The following is a 23,339-nucleotide window of genomic DNA, read 5'->3' as shown; positions in this document are numbered from 1 at the left end:
AAAATGCCAGATCAATTGGACCGGGCTTCGCAGCTTGAAGAAGAGGATCGTAAGCGCTCCCTGAATACCCAGCGCAATCGTTCCGACCTCGACAAGCTGAGCCTGAAAAACTGTGAGGATTGCGACTGGCCCATACCACAAGCGCGGCAGGCTTTCGGGGGCGTAACCCGGTGTGTTGAGTGTCAGGCATTCTTTGAAGAAACAGGGGAGTGAAGGTGATGCGGGTACGATATGGAAACTTGCAAACGGCGCTGATTCGCAAAGGGTATCAGTTTTTTGATGACGGCGATTACAACTTGAACTTGATTGGTATTCGCACTGCTGACAATCAATCCAATTTCTTTAACGATCACTTTGCCGTTGCCTGGCGTTTTGATGGCGCACCCCATTGCCTGGTGTTTCCGGCCACCACTGACCCCGGCATCTTTTGGCGACAGAACCCGATGCACATCAGGGGCACTGCCATTTTGGTGCCTGGACAGTATCAAAGGCTATGGCAGCTAGGAATGCACCGGGGCCAGTATCACGCTCTGGTACAGCTGATGCCTGCGCGAGTATACCGAGACAATAACCGAGATTCGATTATCGATATTGATGCGCCTATTGATGATGGCCTCTTCGGTATCAACTGCCATAGAGCCAGCGGAACCCATGGAAGCCAGCGTGTTGATAAATGGAGCGCTGGTTGCCAAGTGTTGGCCAACCCTTTCGATTTTGCCTTATTAATTGCCTTGTGTGGCCGGGCGGCAAGAGAATGGGGAACCACTTTCACTTACACGCTACTGGAGGCGTCGGACCTATGAGTGCCACTGTACTGGCCGCTGCGGGAAAATTTGTACTCGGTGGTTTGCTGGATTTTTTTAAACACAAGCGCGAAGTCAAAGCGGAGCAGCGCCGGGGTGAACTGGCATTAAAAAAAGCCGCCAACAATGCCCGTATCGCGCGCACCCAGAGTGGTGACGATCACGCCGCGGCCATGGATCTGGAGAGCGCCGGGCAGCGGGGCTGGAAAGACGATTATTTATTGCTGCTCACCACCTTGCCGATGGTGTTGTTATTTGCCGCACCGCTGTTGGAACTGGTGATGGCCACGCACTACCAGCGCGGCGATTTACAGAGTGCCGTGCAGGCCGGGTTTACTGCCTTAAAAGCCACACCGGAATTTTACTGGTGGGGCCTGGGCGCGGTGTATATCGACACTTTCGGTTTCCGGCGCATGTTGCGTACGGCGGTGGAAACCTGGGCGGGAAACCGCATGTTCGGCAAAAGGCCACCGGCACCATGAACCTGAACGAACAGCAAATGGAAGCGCTGATGCGCAAGGCGGCTGGAGAATCGGCACGAGAGGCGATGGAAGACCTGCTGGAAAAGCTGGGTGTGGATACGGTTGACGTACATGAGACACAGAAAGACTTCGCCCATCTGAGAACACAGCGCAAGGCGTCGGAGCAAGTGACGGTCTGGACCCGGCGTATTCTACTGGGCATTTTCCTGGTTGGAATCGCCGGCATGTTGTGGGTCGGCTTTAAAGCGGCCCTCGGTATCAAAAGTTAAACCTTAAACAATGGATCAACCCTGTAGGAAGGAGAACACCATGGCTGCAAAAACCAACCACAACCAGAAAAACATCACGCTCAGTGCCAGCGATAATGAATTCACTTTTCAGGTGTGCCGGGAAGATTACAACAAGCTGATCAACCGGCTTAATCCCAACAACAAGACCGGCCCCATGCACAACTTTTTGGTGGCTACGGTGGAGGCGGCCCACAAGGACAAACTGCTGGAACTACTGGCGGCGCAACCCGGTGCCGAGGTGGCCCTGGGTAGTGCATTGATGGAGGAATACACCCCCGACCTGGATGTGTTGGTAAAAAAGTCCTAGCGCTGGCAGACGCCCTTGAACAGAACGGCTACAGCCGCCTGTGTGCCTATGCGCACAAGTGGCTGCCGGGGGCGCCTTTGCAGGAAGACACTCTGGCTACGGCGTTTTTTCTGGAGCGGGATTACTGGAAAAATTTAGAAGCGACCGTTGCCAACGGGATTGGTAGAGCCTGGAGACGCTGATGAACGCCAGACTGGAAAAACTGATGTTTCGCATTGGTCTGATCGACAGGGCCAGTGGACCGCTCGGCAAGCTGGATGCGCAGCTGCACAAGGTGACGCGACACGCGACCGCAGGTGGCGCCTTGCTGGCTGGTGCTGCCGCCGGCGGCTGGGCGCTGCAGCGGGCCATGTCCGGTTTGTTGGGGCCCGCGATTGAAATGGAACGGGCGCTGGCCGGGGTGCGCACCCTGGGCGTGGCAGCAAGTGCGTTGAAAGAGCTGGAACGGACTGCGCTGGCGTTCTCCGCCCGCTACGGCGAGAGTGCCACCGATTTTGTGGCAGCTTCCTACGACATCAAAAGCGCTATATCCAGTTTGCGGGACAATGAAATTCCGAAATTTACCCAAGTGGCGGCGGTGCTGGCCAGGGGCACCAAGGCCAATGTGGGCGATATCACCAGCTATATGGGAGGCATGTACAACATTTTCCAGAAAACCGCCGACCGTATCGGGCGTCATACATGGGCGGAGCAACTGGCGGGGCAGACGGCCCTGGCGGTGAAGGTATTCCGCACCGACGGGCAGAAAATGGCGAGGTTTTTTGAAAGCCTGGGGGCCACCGCCACCAACAAGGGCTGGAGCATGGCGGAGCAGATGGCGGTGGCCGGTATGCTGCAGGGACAGATGAGCGCTTCGGAAGGCGGCACTGCCGCAAAGGCGTTTATTTCCGGTTTGAGTAAAGCCCAGGAAAAGCTGGGGGTGAAATTCGAGACTGCCGAGGGACTATTAGCACCGGACCTACTGCTGGCGAAGATCAACAAGTTGACTCGGGGCATGAGCGCTTTGGAGCGCGGTGCATTTCTGGAAAAAAACTTCGGCGGACAGGAAGCGGTGCGGTTTGTCGAAGCGATGGGTACCGGTCTGGAGAAGCTGCCCGGTTACCTGGACCAGTTCGACCAGGTGCGTGGTATGGGGGTGGCACAGCAGATGGCGGCGGAAACCGTCGATGTGTTTCAGCAGTGGCAGGCCAGCAGCCGCGCGTTAATGACCCTACTGGGCAAGGCCATGTTGCCGGTGATTACCCCATTGGTGGCAACGCTAACCGCCGCCAACGAGAAAATGATGCTGTGGAGCGAGCGGTTCCCGCACCTGACCAAACTGATTGGCCTCGTGAGTAGTTATATTGCGGGGCTGATGGCGAGTTTACTTGCCCTCGTTGCTGTGGGGGGAATACTACGGCTCACCCTTGCCGGCCTGACGGGGGTTCAATTTTTGTGGACTGCCGTCACCAAAACCGCGGCCGGTGTCCAGTGGCTCTATAACAGTGCGCTCAAGGCCGGGCGTGTGGCGGTGCTGCTCTATCACCTGGCCTTTAAACCACAATTGTTGGCGGCCTGGGGTTTTGCCAGCAAAGGCGCCGCCGCCAGTCTGGCGCTGCTTGGCAACGGCATGCGTATTGCCGGCAAGGCCACGCTGCTGTTTTCCGCCGCGCTCTGGGCCAATCCCATTACCTGGGTGGTGATGGGGGTAGGGGCACTGATCGCCGGCCTGGTGCTGCTGGTGCGCCACTGGGATACGGTAAAAAGCGTTGCCCTGCAGTTTATTCAGGGAGTGATGGACCAGTGGGGCCGGCTGCGCAGTGTGATCGAGGACAACGCCTTTCTGCGCCTGCTGTTTGCGCCGTTGCTGGCGGGTGTGGATATGACTTCCCTGGTAATTCGCAGCCTGATGCGGCTGCCGGCGTGGTTCGGGCAATTTTCCGCCTGGCTCGGCACACAGGATTTATTCGGCGCGCCCGGGCGGGCACTGGACTGGCTGATGGGCAAGTGGGCAACCCTGCGCAGTGCCATCGAGGACAACGCTTTTCTGCGCCTGCTATTCGCGCCACTGCTGGCAGGTGTCGGTGTGGCCGGGCTGTTACTGCAGCAGCTGGAAAAAATACCGGCCTGGTTTACCGCGTTTAAATCCTGGCTGGGAACACTGAATCCCTTTTCCGCCCTCGGCGGCGGGCTGGACTGGTTGCACAACAAACTGCGCTTTTTACCGGGTTTTGGCCGCAACGGAGTGAATATCACACTCCCGCAAACGCCGGGCGGCGAGGTTGTGGATCGCAAGATGGCGGATCTGCAGCAGATCCGGGTGCAGCGCCCCGGCCCGCTGCCGGGCCTGCCGCAACAGCGACCCAGCGCGGTGCCCGCGGGGGGAATTGCCCAGCATTTTCAAACACACTCCCGCGGCGGCACCCATATCGAGAAAGTGGAGGTCTATAACCCGGCCAGCGGGCAGTCGTTTCTGGATGAACTGGAAATGGCGGCGGGCTGATGACGCAATCCCCGCAACATAAAAAATATCAGGACCTGCTGATTATCAACAACGATATCGCCCTCGACGGTGTCGGTGTGCCCCTGGGTATCAGTGACCGCGCATCGATTGCCCAGGATATCCAGCACCTGATCCGCGAGAGCGGCTGGCTTGTGGCCCTGGTGGGAGAGCGCCAGCGCGATACCTGGGCGATCAACCTGTCGCGATTGGAAAACCTGGTGGAGAGTGACACCCGCATCGAGCCCGGCAGTGCGGTGCTGACGCGGCTAGATAAGGAAACGATTTTAGTGCGCGCCACCACGCTGGAATACCAACACCTGGAGTTTACCCTGTGAGCGAGCAGCAGCTGTTTACCAAGTTGTTAACCGAGGGCGGGCTGCCCACCACCGAGGCGGCCGTGCGCGCGGAATTTGAAAAAGCCGTGCAGGCGGAAAACGTCGCCTTCACGAATCAGCGGGAGATATCGCCCTGGTGGCGCATGGTCACGATATTAGTGACCAAGCCAGTTATTTGGTTAATTAAAGCGCTCATCAATCGGGTGATGCCGCAAATGTATGTAAAGACGGCGAGTGGGGATTTTCTTGCATTGCATGCCGATGGAGTCAACCTGGTGCCGAAGGTAAAAACCAAAGCGCAGGGCCTGGTGCAGTTTACCCGTGCGGACAGCTCCGGTGCGCTTTCGGTAGCGGTGGATACCGCGGTGCAGAGCGCGAATATCAATGGCCGCGTCTACACCCTGCGCACCACCGCAGTGGCCACTTTCCCCGATGGGCAGGCAACCGTACTGGCGCCGGTAGAGGCGGAAGCGGCGGGCAGTGCCTATAACCTGGCCGCGGGTTACTACTCGGTGTTGCCGGTGCTGCTGCCAGGCATTATCGCGGTGAGCAATTTATCCGACTGGCTGACCCATCCGGGCACCGACGACGAAGAACCGGAGGCGTTGCGCAAGCGCATTCGCACTCAGTTTATGGCAGTCAACCAGTGGCATACGGACGCGGTCTACCGCGCATTGATTGCCGGTTTCGACGGGGTGGACGATGAGTATATTTTTTTTGACAGCGATGCCCCCCGTGGCCCCGGCACCGCCGACGCCTATGTGATGTTTGCCATCGGCAATCCGGACGCGGCATTTATTCAGCGTATCCAGCGCAGGATCACCGACGAGGGCAATCACGGCCACGGCGACGATCTGAAAATTTTCCCCATGCCGGAAACCCACCACACGGTTGCCGTGACGGTGTACACCCTCGATGGCCTGAGCGGGGATACGCGGACGGAGTTAGAGGCGGACGTGGCGCATTTTATCCGCGCCGCCTTCCGTGAAAACCGGGATTACCAGCCGACCCTGGTGCAACCCTGGAGCCGTTTTTCCTTTTCCCTGCTCGGCGGTGAACTGCACAGACAATTTGAATTGGTTCGTGGGGTGAATTTCAACCTGGAATATATCGTCAGCGAGATGGACCTGCCGCGCCTGCAAAGCCTGTCGGTGACGCTGTCATGATCCCGTTGAAATTGCCGTTTTGGCTGTCCGGGCCGCAGCTGTCGAAACTGCGCCGCGCCTGTCAGCACTTCTGGGAACAGGTGGAAACCTGGCTGTACTGGCCGGTGCGCCAACTGGACCCGCTGACCTGCACCCCCGGCGCGCTGGATTTGCTGGCCTGGCAGCGCGGGGTGCAGCGCTTCGACGGCGAGTCCATGGGCTTGTACCGCCTGCGGGTGCGCTATGCGTTTGTGAATGCCCGCGACGCGGGCAGCGTGGCCGGATTAAAGCGCATCTTTGAACGCCTGCTGATTGGTTATGTGGAAATTGAAGAGCGACTGCCGGACCGGGACTGGGATGTGATCAAACTGCATCTGTCGGACCAGCAAATGGCCGATAACCCGGAACTGCTACAGATTATTTTACGCAAATACGGCCGTATCTGTCGCCGCTATGAATTTGAGGTTTTAACACCGCTGCCCATTCAACTGCGCAGCGCTCACTGCGGCCACGACAACGGGTTTTTATCGGCTTCACTGTAGGGAAAGACCATGCCTGCAATTATTAATACCGGTGCGGCTTATATCGCGGCCAGGACCGGCGCCAGTGAACCGGTAGAGATTACCCGGTTTGTTCTGGCGCATATTCCCGGCCTCGACCACAGCCAGCCGGTCAGCCTGGACGAAACCCTGCCCGATGTGGGGGATATGGTTTACCAGGCACCCTACACCCAAAAGGGCTATCTCGCCCTGGACAAGGTGGTGTATTCCCTGGCGATGGATACCAGCGTGGGGGATTTTTCCTTTAACTGGCTGGGATTACAGGCCGACGACGGCACCCTGGTGGCAGTGGCCTACCTGCCCCTGACGGTAAAGGCCCGCACCGCCAACGGGGTACAGGGCAACAATATCACGCGCAATTTCCTCTTGCAGTTTGCCGATGCGCAAACCGCCACCGGCATTGCGGTGCCCGCGGAAACCTGGCAGATCGATCTGAGTGCCTGGCTCGATGCCATGGATGTGCGCGAGAGAGAGAGCAACCGGGATATATACGGGCGCGCAACCTTTTTGGGTTCGGGGTGGCAATTAATCAACGACGCCGGCACCTATCAATTACAGCCCGGTATCGGGTATGTGGAAGGAATCCGTATCGTCAATACCGGGCCAATCGCGGTTGATCCCGGCACCTTGCCGAAAGCCATCTATCTGGACGTGTCCCTGCAAAAAGGGGTGGGCCGGGTGGCCGCCGTGGTGACGGTACAGGCCGGTGCCGCTGATGACTATATTGATAGTGCCGGCGTAACGCACTACCTGGAAAAAATTTGTGATATCTCTGCGGGTGGCCAGCCGGACGACCGGCGCACCGCCTACGCTATTGATGCAGCGGGCCTGGTAGATTTCCTGCTCACCCGGTCGGATATTTACGTCCCCCAGGATCAGATTGCCACCACTGCCCAAAAGGGTATTGTGGAGCTGGCCACCAGTGAGGAAACTCAGGAAACCGCCGATAACGCCCGCGCGGTAACACCGCGAGGGCTCGGTGATATAGTGGTCAATAGCCTGGACTCCACCAGAACCCGGCACCCCCTCAGCGCGGCCCAGGGCCGTGCGCTGCAAAACAACAAGCTGGATAAAACCACCACCGCCACCACCACCCGTGCGGGCATTGTGGAGCTGGCCACCAGCGCGGAAACCCAGGCGGCCGCCGATACCGCCCGCGCAATAACCCCCAAGGGGCTCGGCGATACGGTGGTCGACAGCCTGACTTCCACCAGTACCCGGCGCCCCCTCAGCGCGGCTAAGGGCCGCGCGCTGCAAAACAGCAAGCTGGATAAAACCACCACCGCCACCACCACCCGCGCGGGTATTGTGGAGCGCGCGACCCAAAGCGAAGTGCTGGCAAAAACCGATGACACCCGCTATGTCTCCCCGAAACAGTTATGGGTCGCCCTGAATTATTTGTTACCGCCCAATGCGGTGATTTTCTGGCATGGCACCCTTGCCGCTATTCCCGAGGGCTGGGCGCTCTGTGATGGCCAGAACGGCAGGCCCAATGCCGTTAACCGGGTGTTTGTGTGTGCGGGCGGGGAATACCAGCCCGGTGATACCGGTGGCAGCGACACCAGGACCAGCGGTAGTAGCGGCAGCCACAGCCACGGTGCCTCTACCGGCAGCGCCGGCAGTCACGCCCACAGCGGGGAAACCGACAGCGCCGGCAGCCACGCCCACGGGGCCTCCACGGCCGATGCGGGTGGCCATTCGCACAACGCCTCCAGCGGCAGTGCCGGCAATCACGCGCACACGATTTCCGTTGCCAATCACACCCTGTCCACCTCCAGAATTCCGGCCCACGGGCACAGTATCAACGGTGTCAGGATGTTGCGTTTTCCCGGTTATGAATTTTCCAACTACGGACCGGACTATGACCCCAGCGATCGCGACGGATTAACCGTGACCGGCAAAAACGAAGGCGGTGGTGGTGCGCACAACCACAGTGCCAGCAGCAATACCACCGGTGCCCACAGCCACAGTGTGAGTGTCGCCAGCGTGGGCCACCACACGCACAGCGTGACGGTGAATAGCAGCGGAGCCCATAGCCACGATTTTTCTACCGCGAGTGCGGGCGGGCACAGCCACAGTGTGTCCATTAATTCAAGCGGCAGTCACAGCCACTCGGTGGACGTGCGCCAGCGTTACTTTGCCGCGGCGGCGATTATTCGCGTGGCATAGGAGAAAAACCGATGCGTGTATCCATTATCAACGGCGATGCGGGCGACGATACGGTGGTGATCGACGGTCGCGCCTTTGCCTTCGATCTGACCGGTTTGATCGACGAGCGTATCTGGGCGGTGCAATGGGGCCACGAAGACGGGCGAGCCAGCGGGGAAATCGAGTACCGCGACGGCCGCCACGAACCCATCGATACCCTGACCCCCTTTCAGCCGATTATTGAGCGCTGGCACGCGGAAAGGGACCGGGAGACACGGGAGGCAGCGCAACAGCAGGCGTTTTTCCACAGCCGCCAATTCGCCATCGATGTGATTAACAACACCGCCGGCAAGGCGCGCCAACGTGCCAGCACCATTGGTTATGGCATGACAGACGAATACAGCCGTGTGCAGGCCCAGGCGCAGCGCTATGCGGAGACGGGGTTTTCCGGCGCTGTGCCCCCGGTGGTGCGCACCCACGCGGAAGTGCATGGGGTAAGTCCGCAACAGGCGGCGGAGCAGATTCTGGCCGCCGCCGAACGCTGGGCACAGCGGCTGGATACCATTCGCGATCTGCGCCTGCGCGGCAACGCCGCCGTGGCTGCCCTGGCCGAGGGCGAAAATTATATGGACACCGCCAAACCATTTATTCAGCAACTGAAAGCGCTGTAAGGCGCGGGAGGCATTTGCCATGAAAAACAAAGCCGCGGAGTTTTTGCGCTGGCATATTGAGCCGCGCCACCTGTTTACCCCGGTGGCCACCACCAATGTTTTACACACGGTGGAAATTCTCCCGGAGGGACAGGGCACCATTATACGCGGTTGCACCCATGTCTTTATTTTCGGTGTGCGCGTGGCCAGCTTCCAGCGCACTGCGCCCTGGCAAAAGACCACCGGGTAAACCGGCATGTCCTGGCAACACCCGGCGATCCAATTTCCCCCCGCGGCCAAAGCCCTGCGCGACGGGATTGTCGCGGCTGCACTGTCACAGGGGCGAAGTGAAATCGACACGGCCCGGTCGCGGCTGCACAGTGTGGAAGCGGCTTTTGTCAAAAACCCCACCGCGGCAACGGCAGCGGGCAGTGCTGCGCTTGAAAATACCCTGCGCGCACTGTTCGGTGCGGACCTGCACCTGCTGGTGGTGCATCCCTACCAGGAGGGCGTGGGCCAGGGCCGCAGCTACAGCCGTCATTTGTCGGCCCCCAACGCCCTGCAGGCACTGGCGGCCAAGCTGGGGGATGCCTGGGACCGCCACAAGCCGGTCGGCGAGCTGGAGGCCGTTGCGGTGCTGTTGGCAACACAGACCCTGGGCACCTTCGCCACCGGGTTACACACCCTGTGCCAGTGGTTGCCCCTGCCGGAACTGTGCCAGGCCGAAAGGCGTGCGCAGCAGCTGCTGCGCCTGGAATCGGAAAAGTCCCAACTGCCCGGCGCGCCCCTGGGGGGCCACTGGCAGCCGCGCCGACTGACACAACTGCACACCGCCCGCAGTGTGGCACAGGTGATCGGTGCAGAGGTCGCCAGCGCCATGGGCTATGCTCTGGAAAATACCGATCCGCTGGCAGAGCTGCACACCCTGGCCGAGAAAAAACAACAACACCTGGACGCGGTGCGTGCAGCCACCGAAACCCTGGTGGCCGACCTCAACGGGCGCGGCACGACCCACTGCCTGTACGCCAGCGGTAGTCCCCGCCAGATCGCCGGGCACATCCAGGCAGCGCACCCCTTCGATCACGATCATGTATTCAACGCGGCCCTGTTGTTTGCCGCTCCGGTTGGCGCCCTCGCGCCCTTACAGGAGCTGTTCGGATTATGAGACTCAACGCCTTTACCGTGCCCGGTTCGGAACTGGTGGTGAACGGGGTACTGCGTATCGAAACGGAATCCCTCGGCGGCAACACCAGCAGCACCGACCGCGCCCAGAACGGCATCAAGGCCAAATCCCTGAGCGTTTCCCTGGTGATTCCATTTGATCAGGGGGAGGAGTTGAACGGGCTGCTGCGCCAGGCGGAATCCGTGGATGACAACGGCAAACTCACCGTGTTCGATATTGTGGACGATACCGCGCGGGCCATGAATATTCGCCAGGTGCAATTCAATGAAAGTTTTACTGCGCGGGAAATACCCGGCAAACACGCCTGGCGCGTGACCTTTACCCTGTCTGAATATTTATCCGTGCCGGAAAAAGTGGAGCAGCGCCAGCAGACCCAAACCGCCGCGCCCCAGAGCAGCGACGGCGAACCGGTTGCGCCAACCGGTGCAGCGATCCCAGCGGAGGGGGAAACCTATACCGGCTTTGAACAGGTGCTGAAATGGGCCGACGATGCCCTGGCACCGGAGCCAGACAGCGGGGACCCGAGCGGTGCGACTGCATAAATATCTCACCGTTAGCGGCAAGTCCCTGGCACTGGTGGACGACGATGTGCGCCTGGATCTGTTTACCCCAGGGCGCGCGGCCTTTACCGTGCGCAGCCGCCGACCGCTGCAGGGTTTGGTGCAGCTGGACCTGGGCTACAACCCCCAGCGCCTGCAGCGGTTTTTTACCGGTTATGTGGTGCATTGCACCGGGGTGGACAACACCCGCCAGAAACTGCACTGCCGCGAGCTGAGCGCCGCGTTGGCGCAACGGGTACCGCTGGCCCAGCGCTATGTCACCCTGGCCGCCGTGCTGGGGCTGGTGTCTGCCGTGACTGGTTTGCGGTTTGTGACCGGCACCGGTGCCTATACCCAGATCAAGGCCCCGGCCTTTTACAGTGCCGGCAGCGGCTACTGGCTGATGGATCAGTTGGCGCAGGTGTTTGGCATTCCGCAATTGTTGTGGCAACAGCAGGGCGACGGCCAGGTGTTTGTGGGCAGCTGGACCCACAGCCACTGGGCCGGCCGTGCGCTGCCACTGCCCGCGGGCTTTGCCACAGATTTTGGCATTGCCAACCGCGCCCGCGTGGCCTGTATCCCCTGGCTGCGCCCTGGGGTATTGCTCAATCAACACTATGTCACCGGAGTTGCGCTGGCCGGTAATTTTATGAATCTGACCTGGAGCGCGGACCCGTGGAAGCACAAATAAAACGGCTGCTGGAACGCGCCTACCCGGAACTGAAAAGCGGCCTGCATCTGCCGCTGCTGGCCCGCATAGTGGCCATCAGTGACCCCACGGAACAGCCGGAGCTGGCGGAAGAATTTCGGCCACGCTACGGGGTGGATGTGCAACTGTTGAACAGCGAAGGCAAGGCGGACAAGCAGATCCCTATTTTTCGCAGTGTTCCGCTGCCGCTGCACTTTGCCGGCAATGAGCGCGGGGCTTTTGGTTTTCCGCAACCGGGCACCCTGGTGGAGCTGGCCTTTGCCTATGGTCGCCCGGACCAGCCGTTTATCCGCACGGTGCTGTGCCGGGGCCTGGGGGTGCCGGCACTGGATCGCGAGGACTTAGTCTGGCAGCAGAGCGACACCGTGCGGCAAAAGGTGGATGCCCAGGCAACCTGGCACCGGGAAACCCACGGCGAGATCCGCGAGCGGGCGCTGCAGAAAACAACCGAAGCAGCCGCACTGCATACAGACTGCGACAATGAACACCGCCAGGTGCGCCAGCATTCCATGGAAGCGGTGGCAGGGATAAAACTGATTGAAGCCCTGGGTGCATTGCGGCTACTGTCTGGTGGCAGTGCCAATCTGTCTGCGCTGGATAATCTCAATCTCACTACTGCCAGTGATATCAATGTGACCGTGGGGCGGGATTTGAAAGAGCGCGTGGGCAATATTGCCGAGCGCATCGCCAAACTCAAACAGGTGATCAAGGTGGAGGCGGGTGGCACCCTCTGGCTGGGTAACACCGCGGACAATGTGCTGCAGCTGCTGAGCGACCTGATGGGCGTGGTCAAAACCCTGGCCGACGACCTGGCCACCCATACCCACCTGGGTGTCACGCCCGGCAGCGGTAAGACCCAGGCCCCGGAATCCGCTGATACTTATACCTCTGCCAGTGCGGATACCGGGGCAATAAAAAACAAGCTTGATGCAATGAAGGGGTAAACAAGTAACTCCTTTGAAGCTACTTGAATGACACAGAGTTTTGAGCACTCTCGCACTCCTTGCCTAGCAATCCTACGTTTTCGAGCTTACCCGAGTGAACCACAATTTCAAATTCACCATAATCTGTTTGATCAGAGTAGAGCACATTTTTTCTAGCATAATTTGCCACAAGAATTATTCTATCATTTTCACTAAACCAGTCTTGGGAAGAGTAATGATTGTACGCGAAACTACGTGCTATATCTATTTTTGTAGTCCAAGATTGGCCATAACATCTTGAGTTGAATTCAGAAATATTGCAGCCGCGATAAATTAAGAAGTTATCTTGCAGTGATCCAATGTCATTTGGATACAGAACTTGGGTTAATATTATTTTTGGAAACCACGCCTCATTCTCTTGGTTTACATATAGAGCGTTTAGCCCTCCTTTAGCATATCTAAAAAATGCCATACATAAATTATCTAAAACTCCATATAGATCCTCATCTTCTTCAGCATTAATTAGCTCTGTGTAAAACCATCTAATTCTACATGGATCTTCTTCAGTAATAACAAACTCACATAAACTATCAATTGCTTCACAAACTAATGATGAATATTGAACTATCTCCGGAGACTCAATTTTCTCTTGTAGGTGATTAATGTCAATGCACATATTGTCAGATAAAATTTTTATACTTTCTTTACTGATATTTAGCATATTTTTCACTGCATTTAAGTTGGCTAGTTTTTATTTCGAGCATTATAAGTCAAATTCGGAAGCGATTTTTATCTTATCCTAACGTATTGATTAAAGAGAGTAAATGTACCTGAAATTGCTCCAAGCTCCACGGGACTGGTTTGACGGGACCGAGCCGAAGTTGATACTTTAAATCGCGCAGGACTCACTTCTGATAATGGGTAGGGGTCATTGTGGAGCTGCTTGCAGCAGGATACCGGTATCTGGCCCACGCAGGCGGTTGTGATCCTGATGGATGGAACAAAGCCGTGTTGCTATGCAGTGTTGGACTTTAAAGATGCGGCGGTGCGGCTTTTTGAAGCCGACCAGTTCAACAATCTTGCCCTCTATGTAAACCTGAAGAAAAAACCGGATCGGGAAGACTGGAGAACGGTGGAATCCGTGCGCAGCGACAGCTGGAGAGACAACTTAACCTACATCCCCAGTCGGGAAGTCAGGCAGGTAGAAGTGCGCCACCTGAAGAAAAAACGCTAAATCTTATCGGACTTAGGCTTGTCGGATTCCGATGGTTTTTTCTCACTATTAGACTTTTGGGCATAGTTTGAAGAGCGTTCCTTGTCTTCAGATATCTTGAACATAGAAAACCAACTTCGTTGGCTACATACTTTCAGAGTATCAGTAACTTTTATCGTATTTGGTTTTTTGCGAGTACCACCTGCTTCAGTGATAACTTCTAGATCTGGATTTTCGATGATCATTTCATGAATGTCGTCACTATGGGCTGGTGTTTCGCTAAATGTTTCAGCATAGAAATCGTTGATCCTCATTGTATCACCGGACTTGGCAACTAGGCGTGGTATATCATCATATAAACTTTCCTTTGCTAGATGTCGAGAATCGCTATTAAATAAGTAAAGCTGGGTAGCTTCCGAAGGGTCATATGACAGCATATTCAAACCCGCTTTGCCACAGTGAGCCTGCGCCTCTCCACAATCATGAAGTACGTCGTTGTAAACTTGCCGAGCACGGTAGTTATTTGCAAAATGCATTAGCCAATATCTCCAGCCCTTTGGATTATTTATTGAAAAAGGACTTATGTATGTGGCACATCCTTTGAAACACCTAAAGACTACTATTTCCGCTTCAGATAGCCACTCTTGTTTATTTATATTTTTGTCTTCAAGGAGAAGAAAAATTTTTTCTTTTATTTCAGGCTCTAAAATATTTGAATTTTTTGATGCAGGAGATAAGTAAGTTAGCAAGCTTGCTATCATATAAGTTAGCAGGATTTCTGCAGATCTCCAAGACTGAGTTATATCTCTAATTATATTTGAGGTAACATTCGTATATCCGCATTGGTCTAGATTGAAGAATACATTATTGAATTTAGCCTGCAGCAAGCGGTTCTTTATTTTTGGATATAATTTGTCAAAATCCTCACAAAAATACTCTGTGTGAATTGTTAAATCTTGACGCTCCTCTTGTATGCCAGCCAATAGAGGTGATATATTTTCTTTTAGATGATTAATCGCAGCTTTATCTTTATCGTTTAAAATCAGAATGCATTCTATTTTTATGGGCTTCATACCCCGCCCTAACCGCGAGATATTTATTTCCCTTGTTGTATTTTTTAGCACCTCAACGAAAATTAAAGGAGATCCGAAACTATTACATGCATAGACTCCAGCTCCAGAAAAAGCATCCACGATAGAAACTCTAAATTTTTCGCATTGTGGCAATTGACAGCGAGTCAATAAATATTTTCTAAAGTACTCCTTTAGAATTTTGTGTTTTTTCTTTGTGTGATCTTCAAGGATAGCGCCGCCTTCCCAGTCATAGATCTTCTTTGCCACAATAAAATTGCCTCGCAGTGTTTAAAATGATATACACTCAATTAATGGCATATTATCCCAGGTTCTGCCTTTATACTTCCGTCCGTTAGCTTTCTTTGAACGCTTTTGATTATCTTTTCCCCAGGACCCCCATTGCTTGAAGAAAAAGGCTGTGTTATAGATTTCGCACTGCTCATGAATTTCATCAATCCATTCTTCTTTGATTGGGCGTGCTTTACATCCACTCTCCCCGCCGACAATCGCCCAGTGAATATCATTAAGGTTTACTTTTCCGACTGAGTCAATCAAAGGTTCGAAAGAGATAAATCTAATAGCTGCAGAGGTTCTTCTTAAAAAATTAATTCTCGTTTTCACATCTGCTGACTCGATAGTAGTGCCAAGCCAAACATTTGGCAAAATGTATTTCACTTTTGATGAGACAAAGTTTTTCATTCTTTCTGGTCGTTTTGTTAAAATCTGGTAATTGTGATGCGGAGTTTCCTCCATAACTCTCCAGACCTTCAGGATAAACTTGTCGCTAACTTTCTCGTGGAACAAATCACTCATTGAATTTACGAAAATTTTTCGAGGTTTCCTCCAGCGATAAGGAATTTCAAGAGATTTTTTGTCTAAACGAATAGTACCGTTCCACACCACGTTATCGTTACGTTTTTTTGTTAAACCCCTATATTTATCTACACCCATCATTTCCAGGCGTCTTGCCATTTGCATGGCATAGCAGTTCTTGCATCCGGAGCTAGCTAAAGAACAACCAGCTACTGGGTTCCATGTGGCATCTGTCCACTCTATCTGTGTCTCAGCCATGTGAATAACTCTAATCTAATGTCCGAATAGAAGTGAGCTTACTACAACTAGAATTTTGTGACGCAAAGGTTGAGTGTATTAGATGGAATATCCGCCATTTCTTATTCCAATCTTCTCTTCACCCGATCAAGCCAGGGTTTCAATTCTCTTCATCACATGACAAAGCCAGTAGCGATGCTTCACGGCACTGCCAAAACAGTGAAATCTAGATAATTCAAACACTTAACCAGAAAGATGGCGCAAAATCTTACAATTTATGAAACCTCGAAAGGGGCTGCGATCACTCCTCCCCACGCCTGCCGGTTTTGGGCTTTTGATTACCCAGTGAAATTGGAAAACACCGCAAACCTCCGCCAGCCGTGGGCTGTAGCCACTTTCTGGTTTTCACAAATTGAAAAATTTTGAAGGGTTGTGAAGAGGTTTTTCACAGGCCAAAATAGCTGAAAGCTAGTAACCACGCGGTTTTCCGCGTGGTGATTGAGCTTTGCATCTGTTTTTTTTGGCAGATAAAGCCTTATATTCACCCCTCCTCCAAGAGTCACTCTGTCGTTTCTTTGAATTAGTTCAGCTTGGTGACAAAGCTTTTATCTTCTGGAAAGATATTCACAAGATCATTAGTTATATAAAGCCCGGTAAGCCCCGTGGACTCGATAGCATCCTTCACCGACTGCTGGCAATAAAGCCGCATATAAGAAGTAAACTCAGCGCGAAAGAGGCTCCAGCCTTTCACCTTTTCTTCGCGAAAGCCGATACTCTCAACATCCCCCCATGGATTCATCCGGGTCAACTTGGTATCGAGCCCATCTGTTTTTTCCGCTACACGCAGCGGCGTGAAGATATATCCATCCCCGCCTTCGTAGACGGCGGGCAAAAGCTCCCCGTCATTTTCGATAAGTGGCCGGAGAACACCATATGCCTTCTGGTTGAGAAACAGCCGCCCCTGAAATTCAGCAATATCCGGAATGGCTTTGCTACTATCCGCTTTACCGAATTGAGGGAATAAGACTTTTAAGGAATCTGGAAATACCCCGCACCATGAGCGGGGCTGATGATTCACATCAATGCGATCACCACGCCTTTCGCCGCGGAGGCTTCCCACAATGGAGGCCACATAGTCGCTATCAATGACGACACCCAGGTAGTTTTTGGTGTCGGAGATCAGTGTGTAAAGCATAACTATCGACCTGTTTGTGGCATGACATTAGGGGGGACTGCACCACTTTGCAAACAATGTCGGGCGAAGCGCAGGGCTTGAATTAGTTGTTCGGGCGTCTTTACTGCGGCCATATTAATACGGCCACTCAGCCATCGATAATAATTATCGGTGTGAATCCGCCGATGCGGTACCCCACTTCGGAGGTAGTTCGGCATGTATGACCTGTCTTCCCAGTCCCTCGGCAACCAGCAGCCGTTGTGAGGATCATCCACCCGCATAGCCATGGCCGCCATGACCAAACGCATTAACAGAGCATCCCGGTGCCCACCGGAAATCATATGATGACAATCACATCGAGGGGAAGGGGCGGGGTCTCCGGACCGCCGCATAAAGGCTTTGAGTCGCCGCGAGCTGTGGCCCTCATTCTGCAACTCTTCATCGGTCATCTTGTTGGCTCGTGCCCGGTAACGATCAAGGTAGTCGCCAACCGACAGGCGGGTGCGAAATACCATGAAATCGGCCACCGTAGGTTTCTCTAGTTTGGAGAAATCCACCAGCAGGCGTTCGACGTGAGTCAATGGGGGTTTGATATCCGGAAACATGGGCTCCTTCCTTGAATTATTGTTTTAACTTCCTTGTCGCTCCTGTGGCATTGGGCTTTCAGCACAGGCTTATGTTTCTAGTGACGCTCTAGCTTCAACTGGTTTCGAGCATTAGTTTTTATTAATGCCAAAACTCTTTTACTTTTTGGCAACTTCGCAGGCTTTGCATTCGGCCCAACACCTATAAAAAAGTAAAAGTTCTGATAAAACTTTTTCGTGCTTCACTCCCGGCAGCAAATGAGGCGTGAGCAGCTATATTCTGGGTTTGCGTGGACACTTGGTGGACACTTCAACGAAAAAAGGCGATATCAATTTCTTGATACCGCCTTTTTGTGCTTGCAACTCAATGATTTACAAGGCTTTTTTGGCGCGCTCGGGAGGATTCGAACCTCCGACCGCCTGGTTCGTAGGCCCGCATAATTCCTAATGAAATCAATGGATTAGGCTATAATTTTGCACCGACAGCGCCTACGAAACCCCTCACTTTACCTACCTATAACTCTAATTTTGCACCATTTGGATTGTACACTTATACAGCTCCCCCGGTTCTGATTCGCTTTGGCCAATTTGACCTTTATTTTGGTCTTGACTAATTCTGTGATCTTAGGGGGTAGATTTTATGCTGGCTCTAGTGCCTGTCTACTTGCCCTGGCGACCTTTACCGGTTTTTCAGCTACACGGTTAAGGCGAGCATGATAAAGGCGGTGTTTACTCTCCACACGCATCAGTACATCTGCTGAAATATTGAACACCTCTTCAATTCTGACCGCGAGTTCATGGGATAGCGGCACCTTATCATTGAGAAGCTCGGACAGGTGCTTACGTGAGATACCTAGCCGATCAGCAATCTCTTGTTGGGTCAAGCCCAATTCTTTGAATTCCCAGTTTTTCAGGGTGGCACCGGCGGATATTGGGGCAACCTCTCTCTTGATAGCCATAGTTCTGTACCGTAATCAATTGTCCCGTGATTCAAGCAAAACCGAGCTAGTGGTAGTCCTCGTAATCAAGAATTTCGGCATCGCGTCCGTCGAAGTTGAATGTGATGCGGAAGTTACCAGTCACCCACACTGCCCAGTTGCCTGAGTTTGTTCCTTTCCTACCCTGCAAGGGATGTACGTCCTTGCCAATTTTGGTTAGCTCCTGTTCGCTTGCTACTGCGTCTAGGCGCGTCATGATTGCGATCAGCTTCTTTTGAATCGCAGGGCGTGAGTCTATTCGTCTTGATCTCCCTTTGACCCATAATTCTTCGAGCCCTTTATGCTTAAAGCTCTTGATCATTTTTTGTCCTTATCTGATAATTCAGTGTAACCTAGCAGGTTACATACGGCAAGTGCTGAATTAACATACAGTTTTTTGTGATTGTCCTCTTATTTGGTACCACATTTGGTACCACAACAAAAAAAGGCTTACACCAATTGATATAACCCTTTGATTTTATTGGCGCGCTCGGTAGGATTCGAACCTACGACCGCCTGGTTTGGTTTCAAGTGCTCTCATATAAATGGGGTTCTTAGTATTGCTCTGATAACTGTGTTTTGTAGCTATCTTGTCGCCGGAATCACTCTGGCCTTGCGATTGTAAACGGCCTCCATCTTCTTGCTCCTGTGGCCACCCTCGTTATTCTTGTGGTCGGTGATGCCCTTGGCCTTGATGTCGTGAAAGGTAAACGTTTCGGTCAGGTAGAATTTTCCGTCCACTTCGGCGGCACCATCCTCCCTTGCTTCATTAGCCAAATTTAGGGGAAGCGACCATGGGCTATCCAGCGCCTTCTTTACCAATCGCTGCCAAGCGCTATCCAGGGCGTTTTTTGTATAGGCTGTGCCGTCCTTGCGGTGCAGTAGAAAACCCCTGTCTGGTGCCTTTGGGTAGATTTGCCGACAGTTAGCTATTGCGGCCTGAAGGCGGTCACTCATGGCCGTAATCTCGTTCTTGGAACCTTTGCCGCGACGCAGATATAAGCCCTGTCGTTGAATGTCCAGCTCTGTGAATGCAAAGACCTCGCCACGGCGCGCTCGACATAAATAGGCCAGTTCCATTGCTGGGGCAAAAATTGGTGTACGCATGCTTGCCGCGACCTGATAAACCAAAGCGTATTCCCAATCCTCGATGTAGCGATCGCGCGAGGTTTCCTTGTTTCTGGTTACACCCTCACAAGGATTAAACTTGACTGGTGACAGCCGTTGACGACCCCAATTGAAAGCTGCGCAAAGATATTGAATATGTCGGTTTGCTGCAACTTTGCTCGGATAGGTGTCAAGATAGCCCCGCATGTGGCGCGAATTAAGTTTATCGAGAGGGAACTCTCCGAGAAGTCGCCCATTACTGACAGGGAAGTTGCAGATTGTTCGTTGATACCCTTCATAGGACTTGCGCGTACTGAGGGCCAGCTCGCGGTACTGTGGGCTTTTATGGTACTGCTTGAGGAGCCACAAAAGATCATGTGCTGCCTGCTTTCCGAGTATTGCTGCGAGGCGATCATAGACCAAAGCTTGTGAACCGCGTGCTTCCTCCACGGTACATATTGGAACTGGAGCGAACCACTGTCCTTTTTCGTACTTTCGATAGATGACCTTCCCGCGCTTTACTGTGCAGTGCCGAGGGAGCCATGCGAACTCTCCATTTTTTTTTCGCCCGCGAGTCATCCGCCAACCCTCACACTGTCCCATTCAGATATGGAGTCTTGTGTTTCCGCAGATTTCAGTAGGGCACCGTCAATAGCCCCTTGAGAAGTAGAGATACAGCCACCAATACCAATGACGTAGGGGATTTTTGCCTCATCCAGCAAACGGACTAAATCTCCTCGGCGTGCACAATTGAGCCAGGCTTTTAACTCTTTTTCTTGCAGTAGTGTGCTCATAATCCTTTCCAGCAAGCCATGGCGCGATCAGACCCGCGCCGATTGGTTATCCTATTGGCATCCAGCCAGGTAAAACCTCTGGCCGTCACGGGTGATTTCTCCTGTCTGTTCCAGTGCATCGAAAACGGGTTTGGCGGCTGGGTATCCACCGCGAATGCACTTGATGATGTTGCGTAACACGGGCCGGGTACCGAACTCTCCGGCGCAAATTTGGTTGGCCAGTTCAATCTGTTCCTGGCTGAGGTTAGCGTTTACAAACCGTTTAGCTGGCGTTGAAAACCGTTTAGGCCGTTTAGCTGACCGTTTACAAACCGTTGAGGATTCTTGAGTTTCCGTTGCCAACCGTTTATTTACCGTTAGCAGCTGTTTAGCGTTATTTAGCAACCGTTTAGGCTCAGTTGGCGACTGTTTAGCGTCCGTTGAGAACCGTTTAGAATCCGTTGAAAACTGTTTATCTGGCGTTGAAAACCGTTTAGACCGTTTAGCTAAACGTTTACAAACCGTTGAGGCAGCGTTAAACGCTAGTAACGCCACCAGCCCTACCACATCTGTGATGATTGCCAGGGCGAGGAATCCGGCGTGCTGTAATCGCACGGGGTCTATGTTGAGTGTGCTGGCCAGGCTGTTAAACGCTCCGTGAGTGCTGGCGCCTGGTTGGGCTTTGGATAAGTTTTCGATCAACTGGCTGCGCTGGCCTTCCAAGGCGCGCAATTGGGCGGCGGTATCAATGGCGCGCTGGCGGTAACCGTTGGCGGCATCTGTGGCGATCAGTCCGTTCAGGCTATTGATCTGCTCTTTAATGCTGTTGAGCTGCTGTTCAAGCGCTTGGTATTCCAGGCTGCCCTGGGTACTACGTTGCTGCTGCTCTTCGCTGTGGGTGGCGAGAAATCCAACGGTGGCCACAATACTGATCACCACCAGTAATGGCCAGAGCGCGAGGAGTACATGGCCACTGAGCTGTCCCTGGGAGCGCAGCCAGAGGCCCAGAGGCGCAAAACTAAACTTACACAGTTCCAGAGCAACGGCCGTAAGGCCGGCCACTACCTGGCTGCCGGTAGTGCTGGGTATAGCGATCCACAGCTGCACAGTAAAGGCGAGGCTGGTGCCGCAGAAAATGAGTGCGGCGATGCCGGTGAGGGATTGCCAGAGCCTCACCGAGTGGTCTCCACCCGCTTAAATTCAATAACCCATACCCAGGGGTTGGCATCCCAGCTCTTGGCGCTGTGAAGGGAATCCCATAGATCAGAGAAGGCGAGAACAGGGTGTGAAAACGGACCCATCTCCCCATTGCTCCAACCGCACTTGTACGGAGTTATGCCTTCCGCCTTGGCATCCTCTTCACTGATGTCCTGTAATCGCTCAACACCAATACGGGTAATCTCAAGATCGATGCGGCTGGCCCAGCGGGGCATGTGGATTGAGGGGCGCCACTTCTCCCCAACCATTGAGCAGTCTTCTCCGCACTCCTCTTCATCAAATGGGTTGTGGTTGTAGTCAGCCCTGTATGTGATTGCATTGTGATGACTCAGGTGGTGCGTTTCCCGCACCCATAGATGGTCTCCTGGTTTACCGTGGGGGCAGCGAGCATAGACATGCTCGGTCATGAACGGGTGTTCCCCTATCCCCCAGTTCGCACAGCCAATAGTCTTTCTATCCGTTGACTCAACAACCCAGCCACTCCATTTGTGATTCTTAGATGGCTGCGGCTTTATAATGCGGCGCGTCTGAGTTTTCCTACCCTCCAGAATCGCGCGAACCATTGGCCCGTTAAATAGGATTGGGCGCTCTTTTGCTATTTTATTCATGCGCATTTCCTCCATTTATTCCGCTTGCGCCTAGCCTTCTGGCTCAACCTATTGGCCCGGTCAGTGTGGTTACCGCTTGTAGCGGGCCCAATAAGGCCCTGCGATGGTGTATTGCTGCTAACCATCACCAGGGCATTGGCTATAGCGGCCAGGACTGGGAATTTCCATTTGTTCACAGGGGTTATCAAACACTACGCAGTGCCAGTGGGTCGCTACCCTCTCGCCTCATGCCCTGGTAAAACTGCACTCTCTCACCATCTTTCAATCCTTGAGAAAATGCCTCCGAGTCGTTGACCCGAAACCCTCGGTCGAGAGACTTACCGAACTTCAACTTTCCATGATTGCGAGCCTTATACACCTCGAATGCAGTTTGATTGACTTCGCTAATTTGGGAGGTAATCACTTTCAGCCCCACGGCCTTAACCCAGGCGCGAGCATATAGGTCAGCACGACGTGTCTTAGTGCTACGGCGCTGCCCAGCCAGATTCTTCAGGTACGCGGTACGGTCAAGCTTGAGCTGGCGACCCAAAACGGTCATAGCATAGCCAGCCACCTCGGCGGCACCTTCAAAGCCGATAAACTCCACGCCGCCCTCCCAGCGGCTGCCGTTATAAGTACTTCTGTATACCATCTCCACACCAAAAGCCTTACGGATCAGATTTATCAGGCCCACGATGTACACTGGTGGTTTGATTCCAGCACCGACTGACACGCAGTGACTGCATATATCTGCGGCTGAAATGTCTGACTTGCTAATTTGATGCTTTTGCATCAGTGCTTGCGCTTGGCGCAGAGCGGTAGCTGCTTCGTTTGCATTGCTAGATTTGGCCAGTGCTAGGCAGCGCTTAATTTTGCGCAAAATCTTCTCGTTCATATCTCCCCCTACAGTTATCAGATGCCGGCCTTCCACCGGCTCGGGGATTTCAATCCTTGGATGGCTCGCTAAACGCCGGCATGACTTGCTGTAAAAGCCAGGCTTGTGATTTGGAAGTGTTGGCAGTGACTG

29 protein-coding genes are annotated in these 23,339 nt (G+C 53.8%); 17 read left to right on the top strand and 12 right to left on the bottom strand.

All coding sequences use genetic code 11. The features are described from left to right. The first annotated feature begins 3 nt into the window (after positions 1-3). The 16 genes from Q1A48_RS13885 to Q1A48_RS13810 all read left to right on the top strand — a co-directional run bounded on the left by Q1A48_RS13885 (position 4) and on the right by Q1A48_RS13810 (position 12,577). Positions 4-213 carry a TraR/DksA C4-type zinc finger protein gene (locus Q1A48_RS13885; protein WP_299945920.1) on the top strand — a complete coding sequence of 70 codons (210 nt, stop codon included), beginning with the start codon at positions 4-6 and terminating at the stop codon, positions 211-213. A gap of 5 nt (positions 214-218) precedes the next feature. Then, a complete protein-coding gene (locus Q1A48_RS13880; RefSeq protein ID WP_299945992.1) occupies positions 219-803 on the top strand; it encodes a hypothetical protein in 585 nt (194 codons plus the stop codon). After that, positions 800-1,285 (top strand): hypothetical protein, encoded by a 486-nt coding sequence (locus tag Q1A48_RS13875; protein WP_299945918.1) that lies wholly within the window; start codon positions 800-802, stop codon positions 1,283-1,285. Before Q1A48_RS13880 ends, Q1A48_RS13875 begins: the two co-directional genes overlap by 4 nt. Beyond that, a complete protein-coding gene (locus Q1A48_RS13870) occupies positions 1,282-1,554 on the top strand; it encodes a hypothetical protein (protein WP_299945916.1) in 273 nt (90 codons plus the stop codon). Before Q1A48_RS13875 ends, Q1A48_RS13870 begins: the two co-directional genes overlap by 4 nt. Before the next feature lie 40 nt (positions 1,555-1,594). After that, positions 1,595-1,882, top strand: coding sequence for a putative phage tail assembly chaperone (locus tag Q1A48_RS13865; RefSeq protein ID WP_299945914.1), 288 nt, complete (start codon positions 1,595-1,597; stop codon positions 1,880-1,882). A 181-nt stretch (positions 1,883-2,063) separates the two neighbouring features. Beyond that, positions 2,064-4,364: a phage tail tape measure protein gene (locus tag Q1A48_RS13860; protein ID WP_299945912.1), complete on the top strand. Its 2,301-nt coding sequence runs from the start codon at positions 2,064-2,066 to the stop codon at positions 4,362-4,364. Then, positions 4,364-4,699: a DUF2590 family protein gene (locus tag Q1A48_RS13855; protein ID WP_299945910.1), complete on the top strand. Its 336-nt coding sequence runs from the start codon at positions 4,364-4,366 to the stop codon at positions 4,697-4,699. Before Q1A48_RS13860 ends, Q1A48_RS13855 begins: the two co-directional genes overlap by 1 nt. Beyond that, positions 4,696-5,865, top strand: a complete 1,170-nt coding sequence (locus Q1A48_RS13850) for a baseplate J/gp47 family protein (protein WP_299945908.1) — start codon at positions 4,696-4,698, stop codon at positions 5,863-5,865. Before Q1A48_RS13855 ends, Q1A48_RS13850 begins: the two co-directional genes overlap by 4 nt. Then, positions 5,862-6,386, top strand: a complete 525-nt coding sequence (locus Q1A48_RS13845) for a phage tail protein (RefSeq protein ID WP_299945907.1) — start codon at positions 5,862-5,864, stop codon at positions 6,384-6,386. The genes Q1A48_RS13850 and Q1A48_RS13845 overlap by 4 nt, the downstream gene beginning before the upstream one ends. A 9-nt stretch (positions 6,387-6,395) precedes the next feature. Beyond that, complete coding sequence (locus Q1A48_RS13840) at positions 6,396-8,573, top strand: phage tail protein (RefSeq protein WP_299945905.1); 2,178 nt, start codon at positions 6,396-6,398, stop codon at positions 8,571-8,573. Between the two features lie 11 nt (positions 8,574-8,584). Then, positions 8,585-9,223 (top strand): hypothetical protein, encoded by a 639-nt coding sequence (locus Q1A48_RS13835; protein ID WP_299945903.1) that lies wholly within the window; start codon positions 8,585-8,587, stop codon positions 9,221-9,223. A 19-nt stretch (positions 9,224-9,242) separates the two neighbouring features. Continuing rightward, positions 9,243-9,452, top strand: a complete 210-nt coding sequence (locus Q1A48_RS13830; protein ID WP_299945902.1) for a hypothetical protein — start codon at positions 9,243-9,245, stop codon at positions 9,450-9,452. A gap of 6 nt (positions 9,453-9,458) precedes the next feature. Next, positions 9,459-10,367: a hypothetical protein gene (locus Q1A48_RS13825; protein ID WP_299945899.1), complete on the top strand. Its 909-nt coding sequence runs from the start codon at positions 9,459-9,461 to the stop codon at positions 10,365-10,367. Then, a complete protein-coding gene (locus Q1A48_RS13820; RefSeq protein WP_299945897.1) occupies positions 10,364-10,927 on the top strand; it encodes a hypothetical protein in 564 nt (187 codons plus the stop codon). Before Q1A48_RS13825 ends, Q1A48_RS13820 begins: the two co-directional genes overlap by 4 nt. After that, positions 10,914-11,615: a hypothetical protein gene (locus tag Q1A48_RS13815; protein ID WP_299945895.1), complete on the top strand. Its 702-nt coding sequence runs from the start codon at positions 10,914-10,916 to the stop codon at positions 11,613-11,615. The genes Q1A48_RS13820 and Q1A48_RS13815 overlap by 14 nt, the downstream gene beginning before the upstream one ends. Beyond that, a complete protein-coding gene (locus Q1A48_RS13810; RefSeq protein WP_299945892.1) occupies positions 11,600-12,577 on the top strand; it encodes a hypothetical protein in 978 nt (325 codons plus the stop codon). The genes Q1A48_RS13815 and Q1A48_RS13810 overlap by 16 nt, the downstream gene beginning before the upstream one ends. A 19-nt stretch (positions 12,578-12,596) precedes the next feature. Here Q1A48_RS13810 and Q1A48_RS13805 read toward each other — a convergent pair whose 3' ends face one another. Next, positions 12,597-13,277 carry a hypothetical protein gene (locus Q1A48_RS13805; RefSeq protein ID WP_299945889.1) on the bottom strand — a complete coding sequence of 227 codons (681 nt, stop codon included), beginning with the start codon at positions 13,275-13,277 and terminating at the stop codon, positions 12,597-12,599. Between the two features lie 222 nt (positions 13,278-13,499). Here Q1A48_RS13805 and Q1A48_RS13800 point away from each other — a divergent pair, with 222 nt between their 5' ends. Next, on the top strand, positions 13,500-13,790 hold the full coding sequence (locus Q1A48_RS13800) for a hypothetical protein (protein ID WP_299945887.1): 291 nt from the start codon (positions 13,500-13,502) through the stop codon (positions 13,788-13,790). Here the strand turns inward: Q1A48_RS13800 and Q1A48_RS13795 are convergent. From Q1A48_RS13795 to Q1A48_RS13745, 11 genes are all read right to left on the bottom strand, one after another. After that, the gene (locus Q1A48_RS13795; protein WP_299945885.1) at positions 13,787-15,109 is read right to left on the bottom strand and encodes a three-Cys-motif partner protein TcmP; all 1,323 of its coding nucleotides are present in this window, start codon (positions 15,107-15,109) and stop codon (positions 13,787-13,789) included. The two genes, Q1A48_RS13800 and Q1A48_RS13795, sit on opposite strands and share 4 nt — an antisense overlap. A gap of 21 nt (positions 15,110-15,130) precedes the next feature. Beyond that, on the bottom strand, positions 15,131-15,913 hold the full coding sequence (locus tag Q1A48_RS13790) for a phage Gp37/Gp68 family protein (protein WP_299945884.1): 783 nt from the start codon (positions 15,911-15,913) through the stop codon (positions 15,131-15,133). A 559-nt stretch (positions 15,914-16,472) separates the two neighbouring features. After that, the gene (locus Q1A48_RS13785; protein WP_299945881.1) at positions 16,473-17,087 is read right to left on the bottom strand and encodes a hypothetical protein; all 615 of its coding nucleotides are present in this window, start codon (positions 17,085-17,087) and stop codon (positions 16,473-16,475) included. 2 nt (positions 17,088-17,089) lie between these two features. Further along, positions 17,090-17,671 carry an AHH domain-containing protein gene (locus Q1A48_RS13780; protein ID WP_299945879.1) on the bottom strand — a complete coding sequence of 194 codons (582 nt, stop codon included), beginning with the start codon at positions 17,669-17,671 and terminating at the stop codon, positions 17,090-17,092. 617 nt (positions 17,672-18,288) lie between these two features. Continuing rightward, positions 18,289-18,609 carry a HigA family addiction module antitoxin gene (locus tag Q1A48_RS13775; protein WP_299945877.1) on the bottom strand — a complete coding sequence of 107 codons (321 nt, stop codon included), beginning with the start codon at positions 18,607-18,609 and terminating at the stop codon, positions 18,289-18,291. Between the two features lie 46 nt (positions 18,610-18,655). Next, complete coding sequence (locus Q1A48_RS13770) at positions 18,656-18,949, bottom strand: type II toxin-antitoxin system RelE/ParE family toxin (protein ID WP_299945876.1); 294 nt, start codon at positions 18,947-18,949, stop codon at positions 18,656-18,658. 263 nt (positions 18,950-19,212) lie between these two features. Further along, entirely contained in the window at positions 19,213-20,184 is a 972-nt protein-coding gene (locus Q1A48_RS13765; RefSeq protein WP_299945874.1) for a hypothetical protein, read from the bottom strand. A 125-nt stretch (positions 20,185-20,309) separates the two neighbouring features. Further along, a complete protein-coding gene (locus Q1A48_RS13760; protein ID WP_299945872.1) occupies positions 20,310-20,528 on the bottom strand; it encodes a hypothetical protein in 219 nt (72 codons plus the stop codon). Positions 20,529-20,579: 51 nt separating this feature from the next. Then, on the bottom strand, positions 20,580-21,683 hold the full coding sequence (locus tag Q1A48_RS13755; protein WP_299945870.1) for a hypothetical protein: 1,104 nt from the start codon (positions 21,681-21,683) through the stop codon (positions 20,580-20,582). After that, positions 21,680-22,132, bottom strand: a complete 453-nt coding sequence (locus tag Q1A48_RS13750; RefSeq protein WP_299945868.1) for a hypothetical protein — start codon at positions 22,130-22,132, stop codon at positions 21,680-21,682. Before Q1A48_RS13750 ends, Q1A48_RS13755 begins: the two co-directional genes overlap by 4 nt. Positions 22,133-22,517: 385 nt before the next feature. After that, a partial coding sequence (locus Q1A48_RS13745; protein ID WP_299945866.1) for a DUF2786 domain-containing protein occupies positions 22,518-23,339 on the bottom strand: 822 nt, incomplete at its 5' end.

Origin of the sequence: uncultured Microbulbifer sp., assembly GCF_947489355.1 — a bacterium.
Classification (GTDB): Bacteria; Pseudomonadota; Gammaproteobacteria; order Pseudomonadales; family Cellvibrionaceae; genus Microbulbifer.
This window is presented reverse-complemented; position numbering and strand designations above follow the sequence as displayed.